22 protein-coding genes are annotated in these 22,727 nt (G+C 71.5%); 11 read left to right on the forward strand and 11 right to left on the reverse strand.

Annotated elements, in window-relative coordinates; translation table 11 throughout:
• Positions 1-18 precede the first annotated feature (18 nt).
• Entirely contained in the window at positions 19-972 is a 954-nt protein-coding gene (locus WME82_RS18485; protein WP_438043908.1) for a hypothetical protein, read from the forward strand.
• 16 nt (positions 973-988) lie between these two features.
• On the opposite strand, the gene WME82_RS18490 is transcribed toward WME82_RS18485, so the two are convergent.
• From WME82_RS18490 to WME82_RS18505, 4 genes are all read right to left on the reverse strand, one after another.
• The gene (locus WME82_RS18490) at positions 989-1,573 is read right to left on the reverse strand and encodes a hypothetical protein (RefSeq protein ID WP_437872692.1); all 585 of its coding nucleotides are present in this window, start codon (positions 1,571-1,573) and stop codon (positions 989-991) included.
• A gap of 166 nt (positions 1,574-1,739) precedes the next feature.
• Positions 1,740-2,750, reverse strand: a complete 1,011-nt coding sequence (locus tag WME82_RS18495) for an anion permease (protein WP_438043909.1) — start codon at positions 2,748-2,750, stop codon at positions 1,740-1,742.
• A 10-nt stretch (positions 2,751-2,760) separates the two neighbouring features.
• The gene (locus WME82_RS18500) at positions 2,761-3,411 is read right to left on the reverse strand and encodes a DUF47 domain-containing protein (protein ID WP_437746802.1); all 651 of its coding nucleotides are present in this window, start codon (positions 3,409-3,411) and stop codon (positions 2,761-2,763) included.
• A 240-nt stretch (positions 3,412-3,651) separates the two neighbouring features.
• Positions 3,652-4,692: an AraC family transcriptional regulator gene (locus WME82_RS18505; protein ID WP_437872694.1), complete on the reverse strand. Its 1,041-nt coding sequence runs from the start codon at positions 4,690-4,692 to the stop codon at positions 3,652-3,654.
• Between the two features lie 333 nt (positions 4,693-5,025).
• On the opposite strand from WME82_RS18505, the gene WME82_RS18510 reads away from it, so the two are divergent.
• Entirely contained in the window at positions 5,026-5,790 is a 765-nt protein-coding gene (locus WME82_RS18510) for a zinc-dependent peptidase (protein WP_437553398.1), read from the forward strand.
• A gap of 184 nt (positions 5,791-5,974) precedes the next feature.
• The gene (locus tag WME82_RS18515; protein ID WP_438043910.1) at positions 5,975-6,610 is read left to right on the forward strand and encodes a hypothetical protein; all 636 of its coding nucleotides are present in this window, start codon (positions 5,975-5,977) and stop codon (positions 6,608-6,610) included.
• Between the two features lie 128 nt (positions 6,611-6,738).
• Here the strand turns inward: WME82_RS18515 and WME82_RS18520 are convergent, their stop codons facing one another.
• The 4 genes from WME82_RS18520 to WME82_RS18535 are packed head-to-tail and all read right to left on the reverse strand — an operon-like array spanning position 6,739 to position 10,743.
• On the reverse strand, positions 6,739-7,494 hold the full coding sequence (locus WME82_RS18520; protein WP_438043911.1) for a hypothetical protein: 756 nt from the start codon (positions 7,492-7,494) through the stop codon (positions 6,739-6,741).
• A 52-nt stretch (positions 7,495-7,546) separates the two neighbouring features.
• Positions 7,547-8,140 carry a hypothetical protein gene (locus WME82_RS18525; protein WP_437872698.1) on the reverse strand — a complete coding sequence of 198 codons (594 nt, stop codon included), beginning with the start codon at positions 8,138-8,140 and terminating at the stop codon, positions 7,547-7,549.
• 9 nt (positions 8,141-8,149) lie between these two features.
• A complete protein-coding gene (locus tag WME82_RS18530) occupies positions 8,150-10,285 on the reverse strand; it encodes a molybdopterin cofactor-binding domain-containing protein (protein WP_438043912.1) in 2,136 nt (711 codons plus the stop codon).
• Complete coding sequence (locus tag WME82_RS18535; protein ID WP_437993937.1) at positions 10,282-10,743, reverse strand: (2Fe-2S)-binding protein; 462 nt, start codon at positions 10,741-10,743, stop codon at positions 10,282-10,284. Before WME82_RS18535 ends, WME82_RS18530 begins: the two co-directional genes overlap by 4 nt.
• 238 nt (positions 10,744-10,981) lie before the next feature.
• Here WME82_RS18535 and WME82_RS18540 point away from each other — a divergent pair, with 238 nt between their 5' ends.
• The gene (locus WME82_RS18540; protein ID WP_438043913.1) at positions 10,982-12,646 is read left to right on the forward strand and encodes an NTP transferase domain-containing protein; all 1,665 of its coding nucleotides are present in this window, start codon (positions 10,982-10,984) and stop codon (positions 12,644-12,646) included.
• On the opposite strand, the gene WME82_RS18545 is transcribed toward WME82_RS18540, so the two are convergent.
• A complete protein-coding gene (locus tag WME82_RS18545) occupies positions 12,647-13,420 on the reverse strand; it encodes a hypothetical protein (RefSeq protein WP_438043914.1) in 774 nt (257 codons plus the stop codon).
• A gap of 318 nt (positions 13,421-13,738) precedes the next feature.
• Between WME82_RS18545 and WME82_RS18550 the strand changes: the two genes are divergently transcribed.
• Positions 13,739-14,308 carry an SgcJ/EcaC family oxidoreductase gene (locus WME82_RS18550; protein ID WP_438043915.1) on the forward strand — a complete coding sequence of 190 codons (570 nt, stop codon included), beginning with the start codon at positions 13,739-13,741 and terminating at the stop codon, positions 14,306-14,308.
• 33 nt (positions 14,309-14,341) lie between these two features.
• Here WME82_RS18550 and WME82_RS18555 read toward each other — a convergent pair whose 3' ends face one another.
• Both WME82_RS18555 and WME82_RS18560 read right to left on the reverse strand, forming a co-directional pair.
• Complete coding sequence (locus tag WME82_RS18555; protein ID WP_438043916.1) at positions 14,342-15,586, reverse strand: glutathionylspermidine synthase family protein; 1,245 nt, start codon at positions 15,584-15,586, stop codon at positions 14,342-14,344.
• Entirely contained in the window at positions 15,583-16,434 is an 852-nt protein-coding gene (locus WME82_RS18560) for a DUF350 domain-containing protein (protein WP_438043917.1), read from the reverse strand. The genes WME82_RS18555 and WME82_RS18560 overlap by 4 nt, the downstream gene beginning before the upstream one ends.
• Before the next feature lie 159 nt (positions 16,435-16,593).
• On the opposite strand from WME82_RS18560, the gene WME82_RS18565 reads away from it, so the two are divergent.
• The 6 genes from WME82_RS18565 to WME82_RS18590 all read left to right on the forward strand — a co-directional run bounded on the left by WME82_RS18565 (position 16,594) and on the right by WME82_RS18590 (position 22,559).
• Positions 16,594-17,499, forward strand: a complete 906-nt coding sequence (locus WME82_RS18565) for a hypothetical protein (RefSeq protein ID WP_438043918.1) — start codon at positions 16,594-16,596, stop codon at positions 17,497-17,499.
• A gap of 5 nt (positions 17,500-17,504) precedes the next feature.
• Positions 17,505-18,854: a hypothetical protein gene (locus tag WME82_RS18570; protein ID WP_438044904.1), complete on the forward strand. Its 1,350-nt coding sequence runs from the start codon at positions 17,505-17,507 to the stop codon at positions 18,852-18,854.
• A gap of 2 nt (positions 18,855-18,856) precedes the next feature.
• Positions 18,857-19,429 (forward strand): hypothetical protein, encoded by a 573-nt coding sequence (locus tag WME82_RS18575; RefSeq protein ID WP_437746816.1) that lies wholly within the window; start codon positions 18,857-18,859, stop codon positions 19,427-19,429.
• Positions 19,430-19,651: 222 nt separating this feature from the next.
• Complete coding sequence (locus WME82_RS18580) at positions 19,652-20,602, forward strand: STAS domain-containing protein (RefSeq protein ID WP_438043919.1); 951 nt, start codon at positions 19,652-19,654, stop codon at positions 20,600-20,602.
• Positions 20,603-20,634: 32 nt separating this feature from the next.
• Positions 20,635-21,147, forward strand: coding sequence for a sensor histidine kinase (locus WME82_RS18585; protein ID WP_438043920.1), 513 nt, complete (start codon positions 20,635-20,637; stop codon positions 21,145-21,147).
• Positions 21,144-22,559 carry a sigma-54-dependent transcriptional regulator gene (locus tag WME82_RS18590; RefSeq protein ID WP_438043921.1) on the forward strand — a complete coding sequence of 472 codons (1,416 nt, stop codon included), beginning with the start codon at positions 21,144-21,146 and terminating at the stop codon, positions 22,557-22,559. The genes WME82_RS18585 and WME82_RS18590 overlap by 4 nt, the downstream gene beginning before the upstream one ends.
• The last annotated feature ends 168 nt before the right edge of the window (positions 22,560-22,727 follow it).

Here is a 22,727-nt window from a genome sequence, read left to right on the forward strand (position 1 = left end):
GCCGCGCGATGAAGGGGGATGCCGAACCGCCGCTCGCCCCCCGGACCGCATCCCCTGCTCGCGCTCGCGCTGGCCGCGGCGCTGACCGCGCCCGCTGCCCCCGCGCGCGCCGAGACCTGCGCCGCCACCGAGAGCCAGGCGCTCCCGGACGCGCTGCCGATGCGCGACTTCGCCGCCCGCCTCGGCGAGCGCATCGACGCGTGCGCCGCCGACGCGCGGCGCCCCGACGCCGAGCGCTTCTGCGCGGAGCACGGGCTCGAGTGCGGCGCGGGGCGGGTCCGCGACTACGTGCGCGTCCGGACGCTCTTCGAGATGACGCGCGACGGCGGTCCGTTCCGGCTGCGCTGGAGCATCACCGATCGCAACCCGACCGCCTGGCACATCTGGGCCGCGTGGAGGCAGAGCCCCCCGCTCGCGTCGTCGGCAGGGCCCTCGGCGACGGCGGAGTGCGACGAGCTCTCGGCGCTCTTCGCCGGGCTCGCGCGCCGGCTCGACGTCCGCGGGGTCGGGCTCTTCTGGCCGACGTGGAACCACACGATCGCCGCGTGGGACGTGGCCCCGTCCGTCCGCGTGCTGGTCCCGACGTCGCAGATCTTCCTGTCGTGCGACGCGACGTTCGACCGGACCACGTTCCTGCCGTCGAAGCAGCGTGTCGTCTACGAGCTCCGCCTGACCGACGCTCTCGACAGCGTGCCCGTGCCGCGGCCCCTGGCGACGTTCCTGCTCGATCAGGTGGCGCACTACGCGGGCGCGTCGCTCGACGTGCTCGCGATGATCCGGACGCACCGGGCGCTGCGCTACGGATCGAGCGTGCCGGCGTCCTGCGGTGAGGGCGCCGCCGCGGCGGCGAAGGCGGTCCGCGCGCGGCCGCTCTCGCCGGCAGACCGCCGGGCGCTCGCGCGCTACGGAGCCACGGAGCTGGGGCTCGCCGCGCCGTCGGCCGAGGCGACGCTCGCGCAGATCGCGCGCTGACCGCGCCCCGCGGCGCTCAGTCCTCGCCCTGGACGCGATGGATGATGTACCTCGCGGCGAGCTTCCCGAGCTGGCTCGCCGCGGTCCGCGCGCGCCCTCCGCTCGATGGGTTGGTCAACGAGGCTGGCACCGCGGTGTCGATCAAGAACTCGTCGAACACGCCCCCGGCCGGATCGGTGAGCTGCACCATCGCCTTGAGGCGCGTGTTCTTGTTGAGCACGACCGCGAAGATGCCGGGCTCGTAGAACGTCACGTTCGCGCGGAGGAAGAACGGCGCGTCGGCAGCGCTCCTCGCCCTGACGATGGCGACGCCCTCCGACGCCGCCGTCGCGATCAGCGCCTCCGTGAACTCCTCGTTCATCGCCGCTTTGTCCTCCTGCCAGCTCTGCTGCTGCTCGGCGTCCTTCTCCGCCATCCACTCGGCCTCGGAGCCGTCGCCGACCTGGAGGCCGTAGAAGACGATCGGGACGACCCCGAAGCGCCCCTGGCCGTAAAACGGGTTCGGCACGGCTTCACGCATGGTCTTCCAGGGGTGCCCGCACGCGGCGAGCAGGGGAGCCAGGCAGAGCATCAGGATCCAGAGCGCATGGCGACGGTGCACGGAGGCCTCCTTGGGAAGCGGTCGGCGGTCAGCGGTCAGCGGTCAGCGGTCAGCGGTCAGCGGTCAGCGGTCAGCGGTCAGCGATGGCGGCGCGGCGCGGCGCGGCGCGGCGCGGCGCGGCGCGGCGCGGCGCGGCGCGGCGCGGCGCGGCGCGGCGCGGCGACGCTCAACCGCCGAGGATCGACGAGAGCCCGAGATAGCAGGCCCAGGCCACGACGGCGCTCACCGGGATCGTGAGCACCCACGCCCAGAGGATGCGCGTGGTCACGCCCCAGCGCACCGCGCTCACCCGCTGGCTCGCGCCCGCGCCCATGATGCAGCCGGTGATCACGTGTGTCGTCGACACCGGCATCCCCAGGAACGATGAGGTCAAGATGGTCGCCGCCGCGCTGGTCTCGGCCGCGAAGCCATGAATCGGCTTGAGGTCGATGATCTTGGTGCCCATGGTCTTGATGATCCGCACCCCGCCCGCCGCCGTGCCGAGGGCCATGGCCGTCGCGCAGGCGAAGACCACCCAGAGCGGCACATGGAAGTCGCCGTGGCCCGCGGGGATCGCGCCGTACGCGACCAGCGCCATGGTGATGATGCCCATGGTCTTCTGGGCGTCGTTGCTCCCGTGCGAGAGCGCCATGAAGCCCGCGGAGACCATCTGCAGGATCCGGAAGCGCCGATTGACCACCGCCGGCCGGGTGCGCCGGACGAGCCAGAAGATGGCGATCATCCCGAGGAAGGAGATCGCGAAGCCCACGACGGGGCTGATGATCAGGCTCTTGACCACCTTCAAGAGCCCCGCCCCCTGCACGGCCGCGGTGCCCGCACGCCCGGCGCCCGCGCCCACGAGCCCGCCCACGAGGGCGTGAGACGACGACGATGGGATACCGAAATACCAGGTGAAGAGGTTCCAGAAGATCGCGCCGACGAGGGCGCTGAGCACCACCACCTGGGTCACCGCCGAAGGGACGATGAGCCCTTTCCCGATGGTGCTCGCCACCGCCGTGCCGGTGAGCGCGCCCCCGAAATTGAACAGCGCCGCGAGCAGCACGGCGGTGCGGATGGGGAGGACTCCGGTGCTCACCACCGTGGCGATGGCGTTGGCCGTGTCGTGGAAGCCGTTGATGTAGTCGAAGACGAGCGCGACCACGATCACGAGGGTCAGCGTGACGAGGAGAGTGTTCATGGCGCGCCCCTCAGGCGTTCTTGATCACCAGCGCCTCCAGCGCGTTGGCGACGTCATCGCAGGCGTCGAGCGTGTTCTCGAGCCCCTCGAGGAACTCCTTGTGCTTGATGAGGTGGATGGCGTCCTTCTCGGTGTTGAAGAGCTCGACGATCGCCGAGCGGAATATCTGATCGCCGTCGTGCTCAAGCTTGGCGATGGCCTTGCAATGCCGGTATATCTCCGACACCCGCTTCATCCCACGGAGCAGCTTGACGGCGCTGTTGATCTCGCTACATCCTTCCAGGATCTTGGCGGCGAGCTCCTGGCTCGCCGGCGGGAGATCCTCCATGGCGTGGACCACGACCCGCATCATCGTGGAGTGGACGCGATCCGAGACGTTCTCGAGGTCGGTCGCCAGGGCGTAGATGTCGGAGCGATCGAGCGGCGTGACAAACGTCTTGTTGAGAGCGTCGTAGACGTCGCGGATCACCGCGTCGGCGGCGTGCTCGACGTCGGTGATCCGCGAGACCAGGGCTTGCCTCTCGCTGGCGCTCCGGGCGCTGCAGCACTCCGAGAGGACGTTGGCGCTCTGCAGCGCGCAGTCGGCGCCCCGCTCGAGCAAGTCGAAGAAGTGCTCTTCACGAGGTAAGAGCGATTTGATGACCCGATCGAGCCACATCATGGACCTTTCTTGGCGGGCGGGCGCATCCTAGCACGAGCACGTGACGCTCGATGCGGGCGCTTCGCGCCGGGCAGCCGCCGCGGCGGCTGTGTAAGGTCTTATCGAAGCGTTGTGTAGAGGGGTAGGAAAAATTTACCGTCGTGTCCGTGGTCACGGGCGTCTCGAGGGGAACGTCGGCGGTCGCGGTGGTTCGGGGCCTGCGCCGCCGGGGGTCGCTCGACGCGCCCACGCCGGAGCAACTCAGCGGCGGCGAGACCACGCGCCGGGCGGCACGCCGTTCCAGCGCTTGAACGCGCGGGTGAACGCGGCGACGTCGGTGAACCCGACCGCGAACGCCGCCTCGGTCACGGTCGCGCGGTGCGCCGCGAGGAGCTCCTCGGCCATCGCGCGCCGCGCGTCGTCGACGATCGCCTGGAAGCTCGTCCCGCGCTCGGACAGCCGGCGCTGGAGGCTGCGCGCGCTCTGGCCGACGGCGCGCGCGACGTGGTCGAGCGTGGCCTCGCCCTGCGGGATCGCCGTGCGCAGCTCGCGCCGCACGCGCGCGAGCACGTCCTCCTCGGCGCGCGGCAGCACGCGGTGCTCGCCCGCGGGCAGGCCGAGCGCGCGCTCGAGCTGCTGGGCGAGGAGCGCGTAGAGCATCGGGTCGGTGGTGCTCATCCGCGCGTCGAGGAGCGCCCTCGGGTACTCGACCTCGGCGCGCGGCTCACCGTAGCGGATGGGCGCGCGGAAGACGCTGCGCGCGAGCGCGCCGTCCGCGGGCGGCGGGCGCACGAGGCGGACGACCGTGGGCTCGCGGGGGGGCGTCGCGGCGCGCCGGAAGCGCAGGACGGTGGTCGCCGCGAGGTAGTCCCACACCGCGCTCGGGGCCGTGTGGCCGGGCGCGAGCGCGAAGCGGAACGTCACGTGGGCCGGCCCCTCCTCGAACGTGTGCGCGGCGGCGTCGTGGATGAGCCGCTGGAAGCGCAGGAACGCCCGCACCGCGCCGCGCACGTCGCCCGCGCTCGCGAACGTGTACTCGACGAGCGACTGAGGCGCGGCGTCGACGAGCACCGCGGCGCGCAGGCCGAACGACTCGTCCGCAGCCGAGAACGCGGCCCACGCGCGGCAGAGCTCGTCGTGCGTCACCCGCGCGTCGGGGCGGCCGAGCACCGCGGGGTCGACGCCGACCCGCGCACACACCTCGGCCGGCGCGATGCCGTCGCGCTGCGAGGCGGTCACGACCGCGATGCCGAGCGCCTGCGCGAAGACCGTGGCCGGCTGGGTCGCGGGGCGCGGGGTCACGGAGGAGGAGCCAGGGTTTCTGCGAGGGGCGGCGGCGTCAAGCGGCGTTCCGGGCAGGCTCGCACGGAGAGCGGCCGGCCCAGGGGGGCCGAGCGCCTCCGCGTCCGAACGCCACGGCCGGCCGTAGCTTGCGCTCTGTCCGGCTCGACGCTCGCGTCGATAGCTCCCAGCGCCTGAACCGGCCGGCGGCGACGATCACCCATGAAGGTGAGCGGGCTCGGATTGCTCCCATGGCGGCAGTCAGTGGCGATCCGGTGTTGCGGCATGAGCACTCCGCGAATACCGCTCACCGCCCTTCCGACAGCGCCACGCGAGCGGGTAAGGTGGTCGTCGATGCTGGCCTTTCTCAGGAAGCGGCGGCGCGACGCCGTCCGCCGTGAGCCCTTTCCGCCCGCGTGGCGCGAGATCCTCGACCGGAACGTGCCCTGCTTCGGCCGCCTTCCGGCCGAGGACCAGCAGGAGCTCCTCGGGCATATCCAGGTCTTTCTGGACGAGAAGCCGTTCGAGGGGTGCGGCGGCCTGGAGATCACCGACGAGATCCGGGTCACGGTGGCGGCGCAGGCGTGCCTCCTCCTCTTGCACCGCGAGACGGACTACTACCCTGAGCTCGAGGTCGTCCTCGTTTACCCGAGCACCTACGTGGCCCGCGGCCGGGAGGTGCGGGAGGGCGGCGTCGTCGTCGAGGGCGATCACGCGCGGCTCGGAGAGTCGTGGTCGCGGGGGTCGGTCGTGCTCGCGTGGGACGGCGTGCTCGCGGGCGCGGCGGACATGAGCGACGGTCACAACCTCGTGCTCCACGAGTTCGCGCACCAGCTCGACCAGGAGGAGGGCCCCGCCGACGGCGCGCCCGAGCTGCCCGAGCGCTCGATGTACGCGGCGTGGGCGCGCATCCTCGGCCGCGAGTACGAGCGCCTCCTCCGCGACGAGGCGAGCCTCAAGCGCACGGTCATCGACCCGTACGGCGCGACGAACCCGGCCGAGTTCTTCGCCGTCGTCACCGAGGCCTTCTTCGAGAAGCCACGGAAGCTCAGGGCGAAGCACCCGGAGCTCTACGAGCAGCTGAAGGCGTTCTACTGCCAGGACCCGGCCGGCCGGTAGCGGCGCCGTCGGCGCCGCCGTCGCCGCGCGCGGGCCGATCGCCCGAGCGCCGCCGGTCGTGGTATCTCCCGGCTCCCCGATGGCCCGAAAGCGCAAAGGCAGGTCTCGCAAGGGCGGCGCGTCCTCCGCTCCTCGCCCGGCGTCTCCCGCGTCGCCTGCGGTCGCCGCGCCGCACGCGAGGCGCGTGCGCTCGTTCCGCCTTCGCCTCGACATCACCGCGCTCGAGCTCGCCTCCGGCCATGACGGCCTCCTCCGCGGCGCGCCAGAGCCTGTCCTCCTCCTCGCCGCGTACCTCCTCTTTCCCCATGACCCGAGCGGCCCGGCGGGGCTCACGCCTCCTCGTCCGCTGGGCCGCACCCTGGTCCGCTTCCGCCCGCCGGAGGGCCGCTTCCCCGCCGTCGTCACGCTGCGCGCGCCGCTCTCGTTCAAGGCCCGCGCTCGCGCCCGCGAGGACGACCGCGTCCTGCTTCTCGCCCTCGCCGTCGAGGAGGACGCCGGCAAGGAAGTGGAGCGGCTCTACACCCACCTCACCGACGCAAAGCACCTTCGCCTCTGGGACCTCGACGCGCCCGTCCCCGCACCGCTGGCCCCGGCCGAGCTCATCGCTGCCCCGTACCTGCGGGAGAACGCGGCCCCGGTCCGCGTCGGCGTGCTCGACGACGGCGGCGATCTCCGCGACACCTGCCGCGAGGACGACTTCGTCGGCGCCTGCGCGGCCGTCGTCTCGACCGCTCGCCACGAGGACACGCTCCGCTTCCACTTCGTCTCGGCCGACGGCCGCAACGACTGGACCGCCGTGACCAGCGTCAGCGTCGACTGACGCCCGCTCGCGTCGGCAGGGGCGTCAGGGCCAAGGCTCACCGCGTGTCCTCCGGCCGCCGAGGATGGACCGAGACAGGCGCCGCCGCCGACGCTGATCTGGGCCGGGGCGCGGCCTTCAGGAGCGCCTTATGCCGGGACGCACACGCCAGCTGCGGAGCAGGTGCAGCATTCGCCGCACCCGCCGCTGTTCACGCAGTCGACGCACCTGCCGGCGCCGTCGCACTGATCTTGCAGGGAGTTGCACAAGGTGCCTGCTGGCGCGGGCTGCGCCGCGCAGAGGCCGTCATTGCAGGTGAATCGGTTGCATTCCGTCGAGGTGCCGCACTCGGCGTCCCGCGAGCACTCGGTCGGCACGCAGTTGCCCGCGTCGTCGCAGCGTCCCGTGGGGCAGGACCCTGGCTGCGGCGCGTGCTTGGGCGTCGTCCCCACGCAGGTGTCCGACGTGCACGGGTTGTGATCATCCTCCGGCTCATCGGCGGCGACGGCGACCTGCGCGCCGCGCCCATCGCAGAGGAGGCGCTGGCAGTCGCCCGTCTTCGGCGCGATCTCGGTCCCTTCCGGCAGCGGCGCCGTGCCGCACTTTCCGGCGACGCACGCCGGGACCTGGCAGGGCTCCGGCGGGGCAGGGCAGTCCGATGGCCCCGTGCAGCTGCCGCCGGAACCGGTGCTCGAGGCGGCGTCGCTGGTCGACGTGGCGTCGCTGCTCGTCTCGCCCGCGCCACCCATTCCGCCAGCGCCGCCGCCACCGCCGCGGTCGACGAAGCGGCGCTCCTCGACGCTGCATCCGCCGAGCGCGGCGAGCAGGAGGAGCTGCAGGAGAGCCGGCCACGCGCCGCCGGCGCTCCGACACGGACCCGATGTCGAGGCGGGACACGACCCCATGCGCCGCATCATAGAGCAGGCGCTGCCTGACGGCGAAGCGCGTGACCGTCGATCATCCACCAGGGCAGGGCGCGCCGGCGCGGGCCCATGTCTCCCATGCAGCGACGAACTCGGCGTAGGGCGTCGGGATGGGCGTGCGGCCAGCGCCAGGGTTCCAGCCCCAGGTCACGAGCGGATCCTCGAGGTGGACGCGCAACGCCGCCATGTCCTTGCCGCCATTGCGCTTCGGATCCTTGATCTGCTCGCACAAGGCGCCCGGGGCGACACCGACGAACACCATCGGCATCTCGGGCGGCGGCATGTGCCAGCCCTTCGAGACGCCCGGCGGCACGTGCGTGCCAAAGCTGTTCGGCGGGTTGGTCGGCCCGTGACACGTCGTGCACTCCGCGCCTGGCATGCCGTGGCCCGTGGGTCCGCGGAGCACGAACTGCGTGTGCAGGCGGCCCTCATCGCCCTGGAGCGGCACGTCGCCGGCGGGGTGACAGTTCTGGCAGCGCGGGTGCTGGAGGACGCCGCGCACGGTCTCGAACGCGGCGAGGGCGGTCTCGCGGCTGACCGGCGACGGCGAGGGCGCGGGCGAGACCCCGGGCGTCTGTCCCCCGCACGCGGCGAGGAGAGAGGCGAGGACAAGAGAGGATCGGATCATGGTCAGTTCCTAGGCGAGGCGAAACGGAAGGGAGCGCAGCCGCTGCTTGGTCAGCGCGAACACTGCGTTCGCCACGGCAGGCGCGATCGGCGCGGTGGCGGGCTCCCCGATGCCGCCCATCTTGGCCTTGCTCGGGATGAGATGGACGGCGATGCGCGGCATGTCGAACATCCGGAGCATGGGATAGTCGTGGAAGTTGCTCTCCTGGACCTTCCCCTCGGCGATGTTGATCTTGCCGTAGAGCGCGGCCGTGAGGCCGAAGGCGACGCTGCCCTGGATCTGCGCCTCGATGCCGAGCGGGTTCACCGCCGTACCGCAATCGACGCTGCAGGTGACCGAGTGGACGCGGATGCGCCCCTTCTCGATCGAGACCTCGGCCACCTCGGCGATGATGGATCCGAACGACTCATGCATCGCGAGCCCCCGCGCCCGACCCGGGGCGGGCGCGGTGCCCCAGCCGGCCTTCTCGGCGGCGACCTTCAGCGCGTTCGCGTGCCGCGGCTTGTCCTTGAGCAGCTCGAGGCGGTACGCGAGCGGATCCTGCCCTGCGGCGTGCGCCAGCTCGTCCACCATGCTCTCCACCGCGAAGGCGGTGTGGGTGTTGCCGACCGAGCGCCACCACAGCACGGTGACCGGCGTCCTCGGCGAGTGCAGCGACACGCGGAGCGCGGGCGTCCGCTCGATATAGGGCGACTCGGCGATCCCCTCCACCGAGGTGGAGTCGACGCCGTTCCTCGTGACGAACGACTCGAGCGGCGTGCCGGCGACGATCGACTGGCCCACGACCACGTGATCCCACGCCGACGGCAGGCCGCGCGCGTCGACGCCGACCTGGATCCGGTGGACGTAGGCGGGGCGGTAAAAGCCGCCGCGCATGTCGTCCTCGCGCGTCCACACGACCTTCACCGGCACGCCGGCGGCCTTCGCGACGATCACGGCCTCCCCGACGAAATCCGCCACGGGGCTGGCGCGCCGCCCGAAGCCGCCGCCGAGGAACGTCGTGTGGATCTGGACCTTGTCGGGCGTCGTGCCGAGGATCTTCGCCGCGGCCATCTGGTCGCCGGTCTGGAACTGCGTGCCGGTCCAGATCTCGCAGCGATCGCCGTCGATCTTGACCGTGCAGTTGAGCGGCTCCATCGGCGCGTGCGCCAGGTAAGGCACGTCGTACTCCGCCTCGAGCCGGGATTTGGCGGCGGCGAGCGCCTCTTCCACCTTGCCGACGTTGGCGGCGACGGCGCCGGGCGTCCGCGCCTTCGCGTGGAACTCGGCGAGCAGCTTGGCGCTGTCGGCCCCGCCTCCCTCGGGCTGCGCCCACTCGGCGCGGAGCGCGTCGCGCCCGAGCTTGGCGGCCCAGAAATGCGCGGCGACGACGGCGACGCCGTTGGCGGTGGGGACGACCTTCTCGACGCCGGGCACCTTGAGGGCGTCGGCCGGGTCGAACTTGACGAGCTTGGCGCCGAACGCCGGCGGGCGCAGCACCACGGCGGTGCGGAGCCCGGGGAAGTGCACGTCGAGCCCGAACTGCGCCTTGCCCGTGATTTTTTCCGGCGTGTCGATGCGGCGCACGAGGGTGCCGATCAGCTTCCAGTCCTTGGGGTCCTTCAGCTTCACCTTCGCCGGCGGGGCCAGCTTCATCGCCTCCTCGGCGAGCTGGCCATAGGTCAGCTTGTCCTTGCCGTGGGTGACGACGCCGTTCGCGGCGGTGCACGCCGCGGGCGAGACCTTCCACCGGGCGGCCGCCGCCCGCAGCAGCATGTCCCTCGCCATCGCGCCGACGGTGCGGTACCGCTCGAACTCGCTGTTCGTCGTCGACGACCCCCCGGTCATCTGGAACTGCAACACCGGATGGCCGTAGACCGGCGCGGCCGGCGCGTGCTCCGACCGCACCTTCGACCAGTCGCACTCGAGCTCCTCGGCGATCAGCATCGCGAGCCCGGTCCAGATGCCCTGGCCCATCTCGGAGTGCGCGAGCACCACGGTCACGGACTCGTCGGTCCCGACGCGGACGAACGCGTTCGGCGAGAGCGGCGGCGGCTGCGCCGCCTTCGGCGCGGCGCGGACCCCCTGCGGGACGTAGAAGCTGATCAGGAGCCCGGCCGCCGAGCCCGCGGCCGCTTGCAAGAAGTCACGCCGGGAGACGGTCACTTGCCACCTCGCTTGAGCCTCGACGCGAGAATCACCGCTTCGCGGACACGAACGTACGTCCCGCAGCGACACACGTTGCCGGACAGCGCGGCATCGATGTCGGCGTCGCTCGGATCGGGCTTCTGTTCGAGCAAGGCGACCGCGGTCATGATCTGCCCGGACTGGCAGTAGCCGCACTGGACGACGTCGGCCTGCGCCCACGCCTGCTGCACCGCGTGCGACCCGTCGGGCGACAGGCCCTCGATCGTCGTCACCTTGCGCGTGCCGACGCTCGACACCGGCAGGACGCACGAACGCGCGGGTTTGCCGTCGAGGTGGACCGTGCAGGCGCCGCACTGGGCCATGCCACAGCCGTATTTTGTGCCGGTCAATCCCAGCAGATCACGGAGCACCCAGAGCAGGGGCATCTCCGGACTGGCATCCACGTCACGAACAACGCCGTTGACATCGAGCTTCATGGCCGTTCAGCTCATACTTTTGGGCTGACGCGCCGTCAAGCGACTGCACATGTTCTTATCATTTCTTCAACATCGGTCATCGGCCCGGCGCTCGCCGGCGCTCTGTCACGCTCGCACCCCCGACCGCGACCGACCGAGCGGCGAGGAGGGCGATCGGTAGTCACCAGCGTCACCAGCGTCACCAGCGACGACGAACACCCTGGCGGGCGCGTCACGAAGGGTGAATGATGCCGAGCGCATGAACGAGCTCGAGCGGATCGTGCGCGAAGCGGCGACATTGGTGGCAGAGCGGTCACCGTTTCTCCTCGCGACGGTCGTGCGGGTCTCGGGGTCGTCGTACCGGCGTCCGGGCGCGCGGATGCTGGTCGCCGGCGATCGCTGGGTATCCGGGTGTGTGAGCGGCGGCTGCCTCGAGGGCGACGTGATGCTCCGCGGAGAGCACCGGTGCCGCGATGGCGCCGTGGTGGTCACTTACGACTCGACCACCGAAGACGGAGAGACGTGGGGGGTGGGGCTCGGCTGCAACGGCGTCGTCGATGTCCTGCTCGAGCACGTCGCCGCCGGAGCGACCCACGACGCGCTCGCGTTCGCCGCCGCCTGCTTCGCGGAGGAGACCGCCGGCACGCTGGCCACGGTGATCCGCTCGACGGCCGGCGCGGTCCGGGTCGGCGCGCGCCTCGCGTTCGGTCCGCCGTGCGCGCTCGCGCACCCGGTGACCGATCCGGCCGCGCGCTCCGCGATCGAGGCCGCGGCGCGGGGGCCGGCCGGCGTCGTGGAGCTCGACGGGCTGGGGATCTCCGTGCTCGTCGAGAAGATCGCGCCGTCGCCGCAGCTCTTCGTGCTCGGGGGTGGGCACGACGCGGTGTCCATCGTCACGCTCGCGACGTCGGTCGGGTTCCGGGTCACGGTCGCCGGTCCCACGATCCGCCAGGCGTCGCGGTTCCGCGCCGCGGATCGTGTCGTCTCGACCGGCGGCGCGGCGGAGCGCCTCCGCGCGCTCATCGACGCCGCGGCCGAGCCGTACGTCGTGATCATGCACCATCAGGTCACGCCGGATCGCGACGCGCTCGCCGTCGCCCTCGCGTCGCGCGCTCGCTACATCGGCGTGCTCGGGCCCGCGCGCCGCACGCGCGATCTCCTCGCCGAGATCGGCCACCCCGGCGACGATCCGCGGATCCACGCGCCGACCGGCCTCGATCTCGGCGCCGAGACGCCCGAGCAGATCGCGCTCTCGATCGTGGGCGAGCTCCAGGCCGTCGCGCGCCGGGCGCAGGGGGGGAAGCTCCGCGCCCGCGCCCGGCCTCTGCACGCGCGCGTGGCGCTGGTCGTGCTCGCCGCCGGCGGCTCACGTCGCCTCGGTCGCCCCAAGCAGCTCGTCGAGCTCGACGGCGCGCCGCTCGTCCGGCGCGTGGCGGCCACGTGCGTCGAGGCGCGTTCCGGGCCGGTCGGCGTCGTGCTCGGCGCCCATGCCGGCGCGGTCGCGCGCGCGCTCGGCGATCTGGAGGTCGCGCACATCGCGAACGATGGCTGGGAAGAGGGCATCGCCTCCTCGGTCCGCGCCGCGGTCCGGTGGGCGGAGGCCTCGAAGGCCGACGCGCTCCTGATCGCGCTCGCGGACCAGCCCCTGCTCACGGTCGAGCACCTCACCGCGCTGCGGGACGCCTGGCTCGCGGGCGCGCCGATCGCCGCGTCGCGGTTCAGCGGCGTCGCGGGCGCGCCGGCGGTGTTCGACCGATCTCGCTGGGACGCGCTCTCGCGCCTCCAGGGCGACCAGGGCGCCGGCCGCCTGCTGCGCGTCGAGGACGTCGCGGCGATCGACTGGGCGGGCGGGACGATCGACGTCGATACGGCCGACGACGTGCGCGCGCTCGGCGGCCACGCGCCGGCGAACCCGCCGAGCTGATCACCAGCAGCTGTAGTCGTAAACGGTGTGCAGCGTGTCCCCGAGGCGCTCGACCAGCAGATCGCCGTCGAAGACGTAGGTGAAGGCCGGGATCGATGGGCTGGGCGCGCCGTCGAGCGGGCTCACCCCCTGCTCCCGCCGGAGGAGACGACAACCCTCGTAGACGATCTCCGTCGTGATGGTCGGCAGATCATCCGAAAAGCGGTCGAACGTCAGCTGAGCGGGGCGCCCCTGGTCGTCGCGATCGTATCGAACGAAGTAGTCGTCGTTACCATAGGTGATCGCCCGCGCGTCGTCGTTGTAGTCGATTTCGAGGACACGGGTGTCGGCCGCGCCGGTCCGGGTCATGCGGACCATGCGCTCGCCCTCGTAGTCGAAGGTGTGTGTGTGGGTTTCGCTGCCCAGCGTCTCGACCGCTCCGACGAGACGCTGGCCATCGTACTCGTAAACGAACGATATCTCCTGTCCCGTGTCCGTCTCCGTGTCCGTCTGGGCGCATGGTCCGGGATGCGGTCCATACATCCACGGACCGAGCTCCGGCATGGGGACGCGGCCAACGAGCTCGGGACAGCCCGTCGCGCCGCCGCCCGCGCCTCCCTCACCTGACCCGACCGTGCCGCCCGAGCCTGTCGAGGCCGCCGAGCCTGAAGCGCCGGCGCCCCCGCTCCCCGACGTCGACGCCTCGTCGGAGGCCTCGTCGTCACCGCAAGCCACGAGCGTGAGCAGGCACATCGTGGCCAGGGTTCCGCACGTTCTGAAGACAAATCGATGCATCTCTCTCCTCATTCGTCAACCTGGGTCGCCGGGTCGTCGCGCCCCGGTCGTGGGAATGCCAACCTGGGGCGAATTCCTTAGGCATCCTGGGCAGTGCGCGGAGCGGACCCAGCGGACAACCCAACGTACCTATCCGCGGCTCCGCTGGCAACCGGCGATTCGGCCGGGCGCTGAGCCTCGATGACGGTGCGAGCGGGTCAACGCCTGTTCCACGTGATCGAGGCAGCTCTACCGCCCGCGAGGACAGCGGGTTGACCCGCAGCCAGGATCGAGCGCGCCGGTTGACGTCCCGCGCCGGTTCGCAGTAAGTGGCGTCCCATGCATAGAGCCCTCGGCCTGGCCGCGCTGCCGCTCCTGGTCCTCGCGTGCGCCCCCGCGACGCCCCAGCCCGTTGCGCCGGCGGCGCCAGCGCCGGCGATTGCGGCGGCGGCGCCCGACGCCCGCGAGCAGCGGGAGCTGGGGGAGCAGCTCGTCGCCTCCTTCAACGACGCCTGGAACCGGCACGACATGGATGCGTTCGCCGCGCTTCAAGCGGACGACGCCGATTTCGTGAACATCTTCGGGATGTGGTGGCATGGGCGGGAGGAGATCCGGGCGAATCACGTCGGCATTCACAAGAGCGTCTTTGCAAAGAGCCGCCTCGCCAGCGTGCGTGTCGAGACACGCTTCGTCGCGCCGGAACTTGCGGTCGTCCGCTGGGCATGGGAGCTGACGGGCGTCGTCACCCCGGATGGCCAGCCCGTGCCCGACATGCAGGGCATCCTGGTGCACGTGGCGCGGCGTGATGGGGACCGGCTCCAGATCGTGACGACGCAGAACACGCAGGCCACCGCCGACGCGTTCCGCGCGGTGCGCGGCATGGATGCGCCGGCCCGACCCGCCCAGTAGCCGCCCGCGGGCGCGTCCGCCCTGCGAACGCTCTTACCGCACGAGCGCCGGCGCGCTCAGCGCGGCGGCGTCCGTCATCCCGGCCTGGACGCGCGCGTAGATGCCGCACGCCTCGCCGGCGATAAGGTAGATGCCGTAGTTGATCGACTCGCGCCGCGCGTTCTCCAGGGCGGAGAAGTACCGCTGCGCGATCCACCGCCCCTCCCGGGCCTTGGCCAGGGACGCGCGCCAGACCTCGTCGGGGGTGTGGCGCCCGAGGATCACCTCTTCTCCCTCGGCGCCGTAATCGCTCTTCAGGACCCACTCCTCGCGCTGCGCGAGGAGCAGTTCGGGGTGCACCGTCTCCAGCCGCGACGTCACCGGGACGTGACGCTGGATCACCGACTGCGCGTGCGGCGAGAAGCGATGGAGGTGCTCCCACATGAACGCCATCGAGCGCTTGTTCTGCGGCAGCACGGCGCCGAGCGGGTTCAGGATCGCGGCGCGCCCGTCGGCCGAGGCGGACAGCACGGCGCCGAGCGGGCCGGCGAGCGGCTCGGCGTCGGGGATCTGCTCGTCGGTCCACACGCTCGAGCGCTCTCCCCACCAGTCCGTCTTGTAATGGCGCAAGAGGACCGAGAAGGGGACGTCGAAGAGCGACAGGCCGCGATCGTCGTGGCCGAGGTTGTACGGCGAGCCGAGGAGCACGGAATACCCGCGATCCGTGAGCCAGCGCTGGTAGAGGCGGATGACCGAGAGGTCCTCGGTGAACTCCGTCGGATAAACGAAGCCGAGGCGCCGCGTCGCGGCCTCGCCGAGGAGCGCGCGGGCGACCTCGTCCACCATCGCGCAGAACCGGGCGCCGAGCTCGCCGTTGGGGTCGCGCGCGCCCGGGTGATCCGGCGCAGCGAGCGCGCTCAGCACGACCGCCTCCGCCTCGCCCGTCGGCGTGTCGCAGTTCAGCTCGGCGATCGCCGGGCCCTCGTCCGTCAGGAAGACGTCGGCGCGCGCGATGCCGTGCCACAGCGGCTGTGACGAGAGCCACATCGCCTTCTGACAGGGCGTCAGACAGAAGAAGTCGTCGAGCAGCGACGGCTCGTCCGCGACGATCAGGCAAAGCTCGTTGTAGACCGCCGCGACCTCCTCGGCGGCGCGGTACAGGGCGCGCTGCTCGGCGGCGGTGACGAACACCGGCTCCTCGCGGAAGCGCGGGGCCCCGTCGAACCAGGGGTCGGTGATGATGCCCGTGTCGACGATCTTCGCGGCGAAGGCGTCGTAGGCGCGGTCAGCGGAGGTCATAGGAGGCGCGCGATGGCGATCGAGGTCGCGAGGTAGGTCGTCGCCTCGAGCGCGCCGAGCCCCTCGTTGCGGTCGGCCGCGATGCCCGCGTCGAGGCGGCCGCCGCGCAGCGCGAGCGGCGCGCCGAGCAACACGCTCTGCACGAGGAGCTGCCGCACAGGGTAGAGGGCGAACAGATAGAGCAGCACCCCGCCATAGCCCTTCAGCGAGATGAAGAGACCCTCGAAGTCGCCCTCCAGCGCCCGCGCGATGATGGTCGCCACGGCGATCGAGGCGCCGGCGTAGCTCAGCGCGGCGGCGAGGTTCTCTCCCTGGATCTGCTCGGCGTCATCGTACGTGGTGAGCGCCCGGAAGAGCGAGATGAACACGTGCAGCGTGATCTGCGCGAGGACGAAGAAGCCGAGGGAGATCGCGAGATCGCCGAGATCCTTGCCCGCGATCGCGCGCGAGGTGATGAGCCCGGTCGCCACGTAGTGCGCGCCCGCCGCGAGCCCCGCGGCCGCGTTGCCGCGCTCGATCTCGGCCGGGAGCCGCGCCCTGAGCAGAAGGCGGATCCCGAGCTGGCCGGTCGCGAGCACGAGGAGCAGGCCCACGACGGCGAACGCGCTCACCCAGAGGAGGTCGCGCGCGAAGCCCTCGCCCTCGAGGCAGTTCTTCACGGCGTTCGCGGCGACGAGGAACACCGCGAGGACCTGGCCCACCGTGAGCAGCCGGCGGGCGGCGTTGCTCTCCGTGAGATCGCGGGCGACCGTGTGCGTGGGTGAGAAGACCCTCTGCCCGATGCGCAGCAGGGCGAGCAGAGCGAGCGTGGTGCCCAGCCCGAACCCCATGACGTAGGACAGATCCATGGGACGCACGCTACAGAACGCGCCGCGCCCTCACAAGCCCAAGCCTCGCGTCACGCCGCCGCGAGGCGCAGGCGGGCTTCGGGGTTTGCGGGGCGCCCCGGGCTTTGTGATATGGGTAGGCCTGCCGGGCTGTGACGCCCCGGCTCCGGCGGCGGACCCATGGTCGAACCTCCTTGTGACTCCGGCATCCAGGGCATCTTCGCGCGACCCTATATCGATCTCGAGCCGTACCTCGACCTCGCCCCGCTCGACGAGATCCACGAGGAGATCTGCCTCGGGCTCACGCAGGTGCCGATCGATTACACCGGCGGCAGCCACCGCGCGATGGGCATCATGCCGCCGTCGCGCCTCGGCGAGGCGTTCGCCGACTACGGCGAGGTGATCCGCGGCCTCGACGACGAGGAGTTCGCCACGTTCCAGCGCCTCTCGGACGACCCTTCGTCGATCGAAAGCACCGCGCGCGCCGCGCTCGAGTTCGGCGAGGAGCGCGAGATCCCGCTCTCCCGGCGGCAGATGCTGTGGCTCAAGTTCCGCCATGGGGTGTACTTCCCCTGGAAGGTCTATGTCGAGCTCATCCCGAACCGCTATTGGAGCGACAAGAGCCGGAGTGAAGGCAAGGACTTCACCCGCCTGGCGCGGTCGTTCTTCCCGAGGACGATCGCCTACGTGAAGCGCCTGCCGTTCGCGTCGATAGGGCGCTGCAACATCATGGGTCTCGAGGCCAACGATCACGGCACGGTGCACCACGACGGGGAGGGGAGGGCGCCGGACAGCGAGCCCGACCACTTCATCACGCTCTGTCCCGCGGGCAACAAGCGCCTGTTCCTGTGGGACGAGCGGGCGCGGCGGAAGACGGCGGTCGCCGGCCGGGCCTACTGGTTCAACGATCACGATTACCACGGCGTCGAGGCGGACCCGTACTTCAGGTACTCGGTGCGCATCGACGGCACCTTCACGCCGGAGTTCATCGAGGCGCTCCGGCGCGACCACGCCAGGGCGGCCGGTGTCGCGCCGCCGGCGCAGGCCGAGCGCGCGCCGCAGGGCGCCGGGGAGGCCGCCGCGTGAGCCAGATGGACGAGCCGTTCGAGCGTGACGAGGTGCTCGACAAGCCCGGGATCGTCGGGGCGCGCTGGTGGCACAAGGGCCTGGCCGACGCGCCGAAGGACGCGTCGCGGCGGAACGCGATCCTGGCCGCGCTCGGCGCTGTCGGGCTCGTCGGCGTGGCGGCCGCGATCGCCGTGGCCGCGGACGGGTGCTCGGACGATGAGACCGCGGTGCAGAGGAAGCGGGCGCTCGACATGCAGCGGACGTTCGGCTGGAGCTTCGGCGCCGCGCAGGAGAGCGTGACGTTCGACGGCGAGTCGAAGAAGCCGTTCGACCGGGCCGCGCTCGCGAGGATGTCCACCGACCTCAGGCCGGCGGACGAGGGCGCGCGCGCTTACTACGTGCCCGCGCTGTTCGAGTCGCCGTCGGCGGTGCCCACGCTCGTCGCCGGGGGGGATCCGGCGCCCATCACGCCGCTCGGCGACGTGCTCCGGCCGATCTTCACTGCGGCGATGGACCGCGCCTACCGGAGCGGCAAGGCGCTCGCGTCGCTGCTCCTCGCCGCCCGGACGGACAGCGGCCTCCGCCGCGACATCGCGGTCATCGTGGATCTCGACGGCCCCGAGTCGGTGGCCTTCGCCGCCGGCGCGGCGGAGGCGTTCGACCCGGTGTTCACGTTCGACAACTGGCCGCATCCGCGGGGCGTCGTCAAGGCGCACCTGACGCTCGCCTCGGCGGCGTACTACCAGCCGCTCTTCGCCCGGTCTCATCCCGGCCCCCGCGCGACGATGTTCGTCCTCGATCGACAGCGGCTCTCGCCCTATTCGGACGACGCTACGCAGTTCGACAACCGGCATGTCGCGAGGCTGCCGTCCGCCGATGCGCTCTGGGACCGAGGGGTTCGCCATGTGCTGGTCGTGGTGCCCACGGAGAGGGACACGACCGAGTCCGACGACCTCAACGACGACCTCGTTGCGTTCCGGTCGCGCCGGCTCGATGTCGGGTTGATGGCCGCGAGCGTCTTTGCCGCCGATCCGGCGGAGCCGAAGCCCGCGAACGACACCGAGGACTGGCCTCCCTACTACTATGGCGGCCGCGCCGCGTCGCACGGCTGGTTCTGGATCGACTATCCGTGGGGGCCGCCCCCTCGCCCGGCGCCCGTCGAGCCGAGCGCGCCGAGGCCCGGCAAATTGTACGTGCCGACGCAGCGCGCGACGCCGTTCTCGAGCGGCACCGCGTCGAGCGGGGTGTCGCCGAGCCCGGACGGCTTCGGGACGGTGCCAGTCGTCGTGGCGCTCGGCACCGGCGTGATCCTCGGCGCGGCCCTCAGCCGGAGCGGCTCGTGGAACCGGGCTTCGGGCGGATACGGAGGCTGACCGTGGAGCACTCGATCTTCGCGATGGAGGTGTGTGCGCGCATGGACCCTGGCAGCACGCTGCAGCGCACGCTGCACGAGGCCGTCCAGGTCCAGTTCGAGAAGATGAGCCTGCAATACAAGTGGTACCAGTACCGCCGCGCGCAGATGGCGCTGCTGTCCAATCTGCACGCCCTCGAGAAGGGGTGCTGGGACTACTTCGACGACGACTCCAGGGCGCTCAACGATTACGGCATGTGGTCCCGCGGCATGATCACGGAGGAGGGCGCGCGCAAGGGGCCGTCGGGGACGCCGGACCCGTACCGCGGCCAGCCCCGCTACCTGACCTTCACGATGGCGTTCCTGCTGATCCAGGGCTCACCCACGGATCGGATGCTCCGCACGGTCTGCGACATCCCCAAGGACCGTCTGTGGCGCCGCGACGTGTTTGGCCACATCCTCCAGAACCTCGGCCACGTGAGCTTCGCCAGCGTGAAGTCGGATGTCATCTACCTGATCCCGCGGGACGAGGGCTGGGCGCTGACGGCCGACGATCTGACCGATCCGAAATTCCACTACCTGCGGAAGATCGTGTAACACTGTGTAGCACTGCCTTGAAATGGCGAGCTGGAACCACGGATCGTGCGCCAGCAAACGCCTTGTGCAGGGCCGCCAGGTCGAGGCGGCGGGGCTCACGCGGGGGCTTGTCGAAACGTGCGTGGTGTGGTGACGTGATCGCAGGGGGATCTCTGCCCTGGGGCGCACCAAGCCAGCGAGTCGCCCGTCGTTGTCTGGTGGGTTGAGCGAGGTCGATGCGTGATGGAGGAAACCGAGCTGGACACGATCGCGGCGCTCCGGAGCGAGAACGACCGCTTGCGGCAGCGCGTCGCCGATCTCGAAAGGGAGCGCGGGAGCGTCGATCCGGATCTCTGGTTTCGCCTTCCGTATCGCGAGATATTCGAGCACTTCCCCATCGGCATCGTCGTCCGTCGCGCGGACGGCGCGTCCATCGGCGCCAACCGGCTACATTACGCGGCCACGGGGGTCGAGCCGCCGACGCCCGAGACCAAGCTGCACAACATCCTCCACGACGAGCAGGCCGTCGAGGGGGGATTCGCGGCGGGGTTCCTGCGCGCGGCGCAGGGCGAGGTCGTCGAGCTGGAGCCGAAGCTCGTCGATGTATCCCGGGTGGGCTTGCCGGGCGCCTACGACATCAAGCTGTGGATTGACACACTCTTCTTCCCCGTCACCGACGAGGCCGGCACAAGATACGTCATCGAGACGCACCGCGACGTGACCCGGCAGCAGCTCGAGCTCTTCGAGCGCCAGGCGGCCGAGGAGGAGAACCGGCGGCTGCAGGAGGAGATACAGCGCACGCGGGAGGCCGCGCTGCGCGCCCTCTCCACGCCGCTCATCCCCATCGCCGACGGCGTGCTGGCCATGCCCCTCGTCGGCGACTTTGACAAGGATCGCGCCCGCCAGGTGCTCGAGACCCTCCTCGACGGCGTGGTCCAGCGCGGGGCCCGCACGGCGATCCTCGACGTCACCGGCGTCACCGGCGCCGGGGACGAGGTCGCCCAGGGGCTGGTCCAGATCGCCAAGGCCGTGCGCCTGCTCGGCGCCGAGGTGGTGCTCACCGGCGTCCAGCCGCAGATGGCCCGGGTCATCGCCGCCATCGAGGAGAGCCTTCACGGCGTCGCCGTCGTCCGCAGCACCCTCGAGAGCGGCATCGACCACGCGCTGCGGGCACGCCGGGCGGCCGGGCGCTGAGGGGCCGCCGAGCGCCAGGCGAGCGACCGCTCGTGCCAAGCGGCCGGATCGCCGGGCCGCTCCAGAACCACGTCTCCCAGCGCCCGCTGTCGATCTCGGACGCGGCCTCGCACTGCGACGGCGGGCCGGGGCGGCGCGACCAGGTCCCGCTCGTGGACGCCGAGCCGTCCTTCATCAACGTGGATCCACTCCGCATCCGGCAGGTCATCGTCAACCTCGTGACCAACGCGCGCGAGGCGACCTCTGGAACCTCGGAGGGTGACGAGATCCTCGTGCGCGGAAGGCGGCAGGATGAGGGCTACCGGATCGAGGTCCTGGACCGGGGAGCCGGTATTCCCGAGGAGGCGCGCGAGCGGCTCTTCGAGCCGTTCTTCACGACCCGCCGCGACGGCACCGGCCTCGGCCTCGCGGTCTGCTATGGTCTGGTGACCGCGCACGGCGGGACCATCCGGGCGGAGCCCAGGCCGGGAGGCGGGTCCCAGTTCGTGATCGACTTGCCGGGCGTCCTCATCGAGGAAGCAAGGGAGAGCCAGGTGCGCGCATGAAGCCGACAGTGCTCGTCGTCGACGACAAGGCGAACATGCTGGCGCTGCTCTCCAAGGTGCTCGGCAAGAGCGCCAAGGTCCTGACGGCGCGGGGCGTGCGAACGGCGCTCCAGATCCTTGAAACCGAGCCGGTCACAACCATCGTCTGCGATCTGCGCATGAACGATGGGGACGGGCTGGAGGTGCTCCGGGCAGTGCGCGCGCGCTGGCCCGGAGTGCCCTTCATCCTGATGACCGCGTATGCGTCGGTCCCGACCGCGGTCCAGGCCATGCGCGAGGGCGCCTATGATTACGTGACGAAGCCGTTCGACCCGGACGAGCTGCGCGCGCTGGTCGAGCGGGCCATGGCGCAGGCCGTGGTGCTGAAAGGCGAGCAGGGCGCGCCGGATGCACAGGGCTTCGCGGGCATGACGGGGCGTTCGCCCGCGATGCGGGCGCTCTGCCAGCTCATCGAGCGCGTGGCGCCGACGGACGCGACAGTGCTCATCCTGGGTGAGACAGGCACCGGGAAGGAGCTCGTGGCGCGCGCCATCCATGAGCACTCGTCCCGCGCGTCGCACCGCCCCATCGCCGTCAACTGCGCGGCCATTCCCCGTTCGCTCATCGAGAGCGAGCTGTTCGGTCACGCGCGCGGTTCGTTCACGGGCGCGGCCACGGACCGGGCGGGGCTCTTCGAGGAGGCGCACGGGAGCACGCTGTTCCTCGACGAGATCGGCGAGCTCAGGCCGACGGTCCAGGCGAAGCTCACGCGCGTGCTCGAGGAGCGGGCGGTGCGGCGCATCGGCGAGTCGCGCGAGCGCAAGGTGGACGTGCGGCTCATCAGCGCAACGCACCGCGACCTCCGGGCCATGGTCAAGACGGGCGCCTTCCGCGAGGACCTGTGGTTCCGGCTCAACGTCTGCGTCGTCGAGCTGCCCCCGCTGCGCGAGCGCGCGGAGGACATCCCGTCCCTGGCGCAGCGGTTTCTCGCCGAGCGAGCGCCGCAGTCGCGCTCGTCCGCGACCGGGTTCGCGGCGGCGGCGATGAGCGCGCTCCAGATGTACCGGTGGCCTGGCAACGTGCGCGAGCTCAAGAGCGCCGTCGAGCGGGCGCTGGTCATCGAGACGACGAGCGAGATCCGCCTCGAGTCGCTGCCATCCGAGGTGCAGGGGGCGAGCCCGCTCCGGCTCACGAGCTCGAGCGACGTGGACCTCGCTCAGCTCTCGTACCGCGAGGCGGTCGACGCGTCGCGCGAGGAGATGAACCGGCGCTACCTGGAGGCCGTGATGCGCCGCTTTCGCGGCGACGTGCTGAAGGCCGCCGCCCACGCGGGCGTCGAGCGGGAAAGCTTCTACCGGCTCCTCCGCCGCTGCGGCCTCTCCGCCGACGACTTCCGCGAAGAGCGCCGGGGCACGGACGGATCGAAAAACTGAGCGGACATTCACCGCGAAACATGGGCGAGCTGGCGCCTCGAGCGCCGGAGACCGATTGACCTGCTCGCCAGCCATCGCCGGCGTCATTCGGCACCGTCCTGTGCGGGAGCGCCGGGCAGCCGCGCGAAGCGACGAGCGGCGCCCGCGGGGGGCCTGGGATGTAAGAAG

Origin of the sequence: Sorangium sp. So ce128 (genome assembly GCF_051525245.1) — a bacterium.
GTDB lineage: Bacteria > Myxococcota_A > Polyangia > Polyangiales > Polyangiaceae > Sorangium > Sorangium cellulosum_B.

What these genes read in the sequence shown, in the direction of transcription:
- WME82_RS18485 (WP_438043908.1), top strand. Translation starts at nt 19, where the DNA reads ATGCCGAACCGCCGCTCGCCCCCCGGACCGCATCCCCTGCTCGCGCTC.
- WME82_RS18495 (WP_438043909.1), bottom strand. Translation starts at nt 2,750, where the DNA reads ATGAACACTCTCCTCGTCACGCTGACCCTCGTGATCGTGGTCGCGCTC.
- WME82_RS18500 (WP_437746802.1), bottom strand. Translation starts at nt 3,411, where the DNA reads ATGATGTGGCTCGATCGGGTCATCAAATCGCTCTTACCTCGTGAAGAG.
- WME82_RS18510 (WP_437553398.1), top strand. Translation starts at nt 5,026, where the DNA reads ATGCTGGCCTTTCTCAGGAAGCGGCGGCGCGACGCCGTCCGCCGTGAG.
- WME82_RS18520 (WP_438043911.1), bottom strand. Translation starts at nt 7,494, where the DNA reads ATGGGGTCGTGTCCCGCCTCGACATCGGGTCCGTGTCGGAGCGCCGGC.
- WME82_RS18525 (WP_437872698.1), bottom strand. Translation starts at nt 8,140, where the DNA reads ATGATCCGATCCTCTCTTGTCCTCGCCTCTCTCCTCGCCGCGTGCGGG.
- WME82_RS18535 (WP_437993937.1), bottom strand. Translation starts at nt 10,743, where the DNA reads ATGAAGCTCGATGTCAACGGCGTTGTTCGTGACGTGGATGCCAGTCCG.
- WME82_RS18540 (WP_438043913.1), top strand. Translation starts at nt 10,982, where the DNA reads ATGAACGAGCTCGAGCGGATCGTGCGCGAAGCGGCGACATTGGTGGCA.
- WME82_RS18545 (WP_438043914.1), bottom strand. Translation starts at nt 13,420, where the DNA reads ATGCATCGATTTGTCTTCAGAACGTGCGGAACCCTGGCCACGATGTGC.
- WME82_RS18550 (WP_438043915.1), top strand. Translation starts at nt 13,739, where the DNA reads ATGCATAGAGCCCTCGGCCTGGCCGCGCTGCCGCTCCTGGTCCTCGCG.
- WME82_RS18555 (WP_438043916.1), bottom strand. Translation starts at nt 15,586, where the DNA reads ATGACCTCCGCTGACCGCGCCTACGACGCCTTCGCCGCGAAGATCGTC.
- WME82_RS18560 (WP_438043917.1), bottom strand. Translation starts at nt 16,434, where the DNA reads ATGGATCTGTCCTACGTCATGGGGTTCGGGCTGGGCACCACGCTCGCT.
- WME82_RS18565 (WP_438043918.1), top strand. Translation starts at nt 16,594, where the DNA reads ATGGTCGAACCTCCTTGTGACTCCGGCATCCAGGGCATCTTCGCGCGA.
- WME82_RS18570 (WP_438044904.1), top strand. Translation starts at nt 17,505, where the DNA reads ATGGACGAGCCGTTCGAGCGTGACGAGGTGCTCGACAAGCCCGGGATC.
- WME82_RS18580 (WP_438043919.1), top strand. Translation starts at nt 19,652, where the DNA reads ATGGAGGAAACCGAGCTGGACACGATCGCGGCGCTCCGGAGCGAGAAC.
- WME82_RS18590 (WP_438043921.1), top strand. Translation starts at nt 21,144, where the DNA reads ATGAAGCCGACAGTGCTCGTCGTCGACGACAAGGCGAACATGCTGGCG.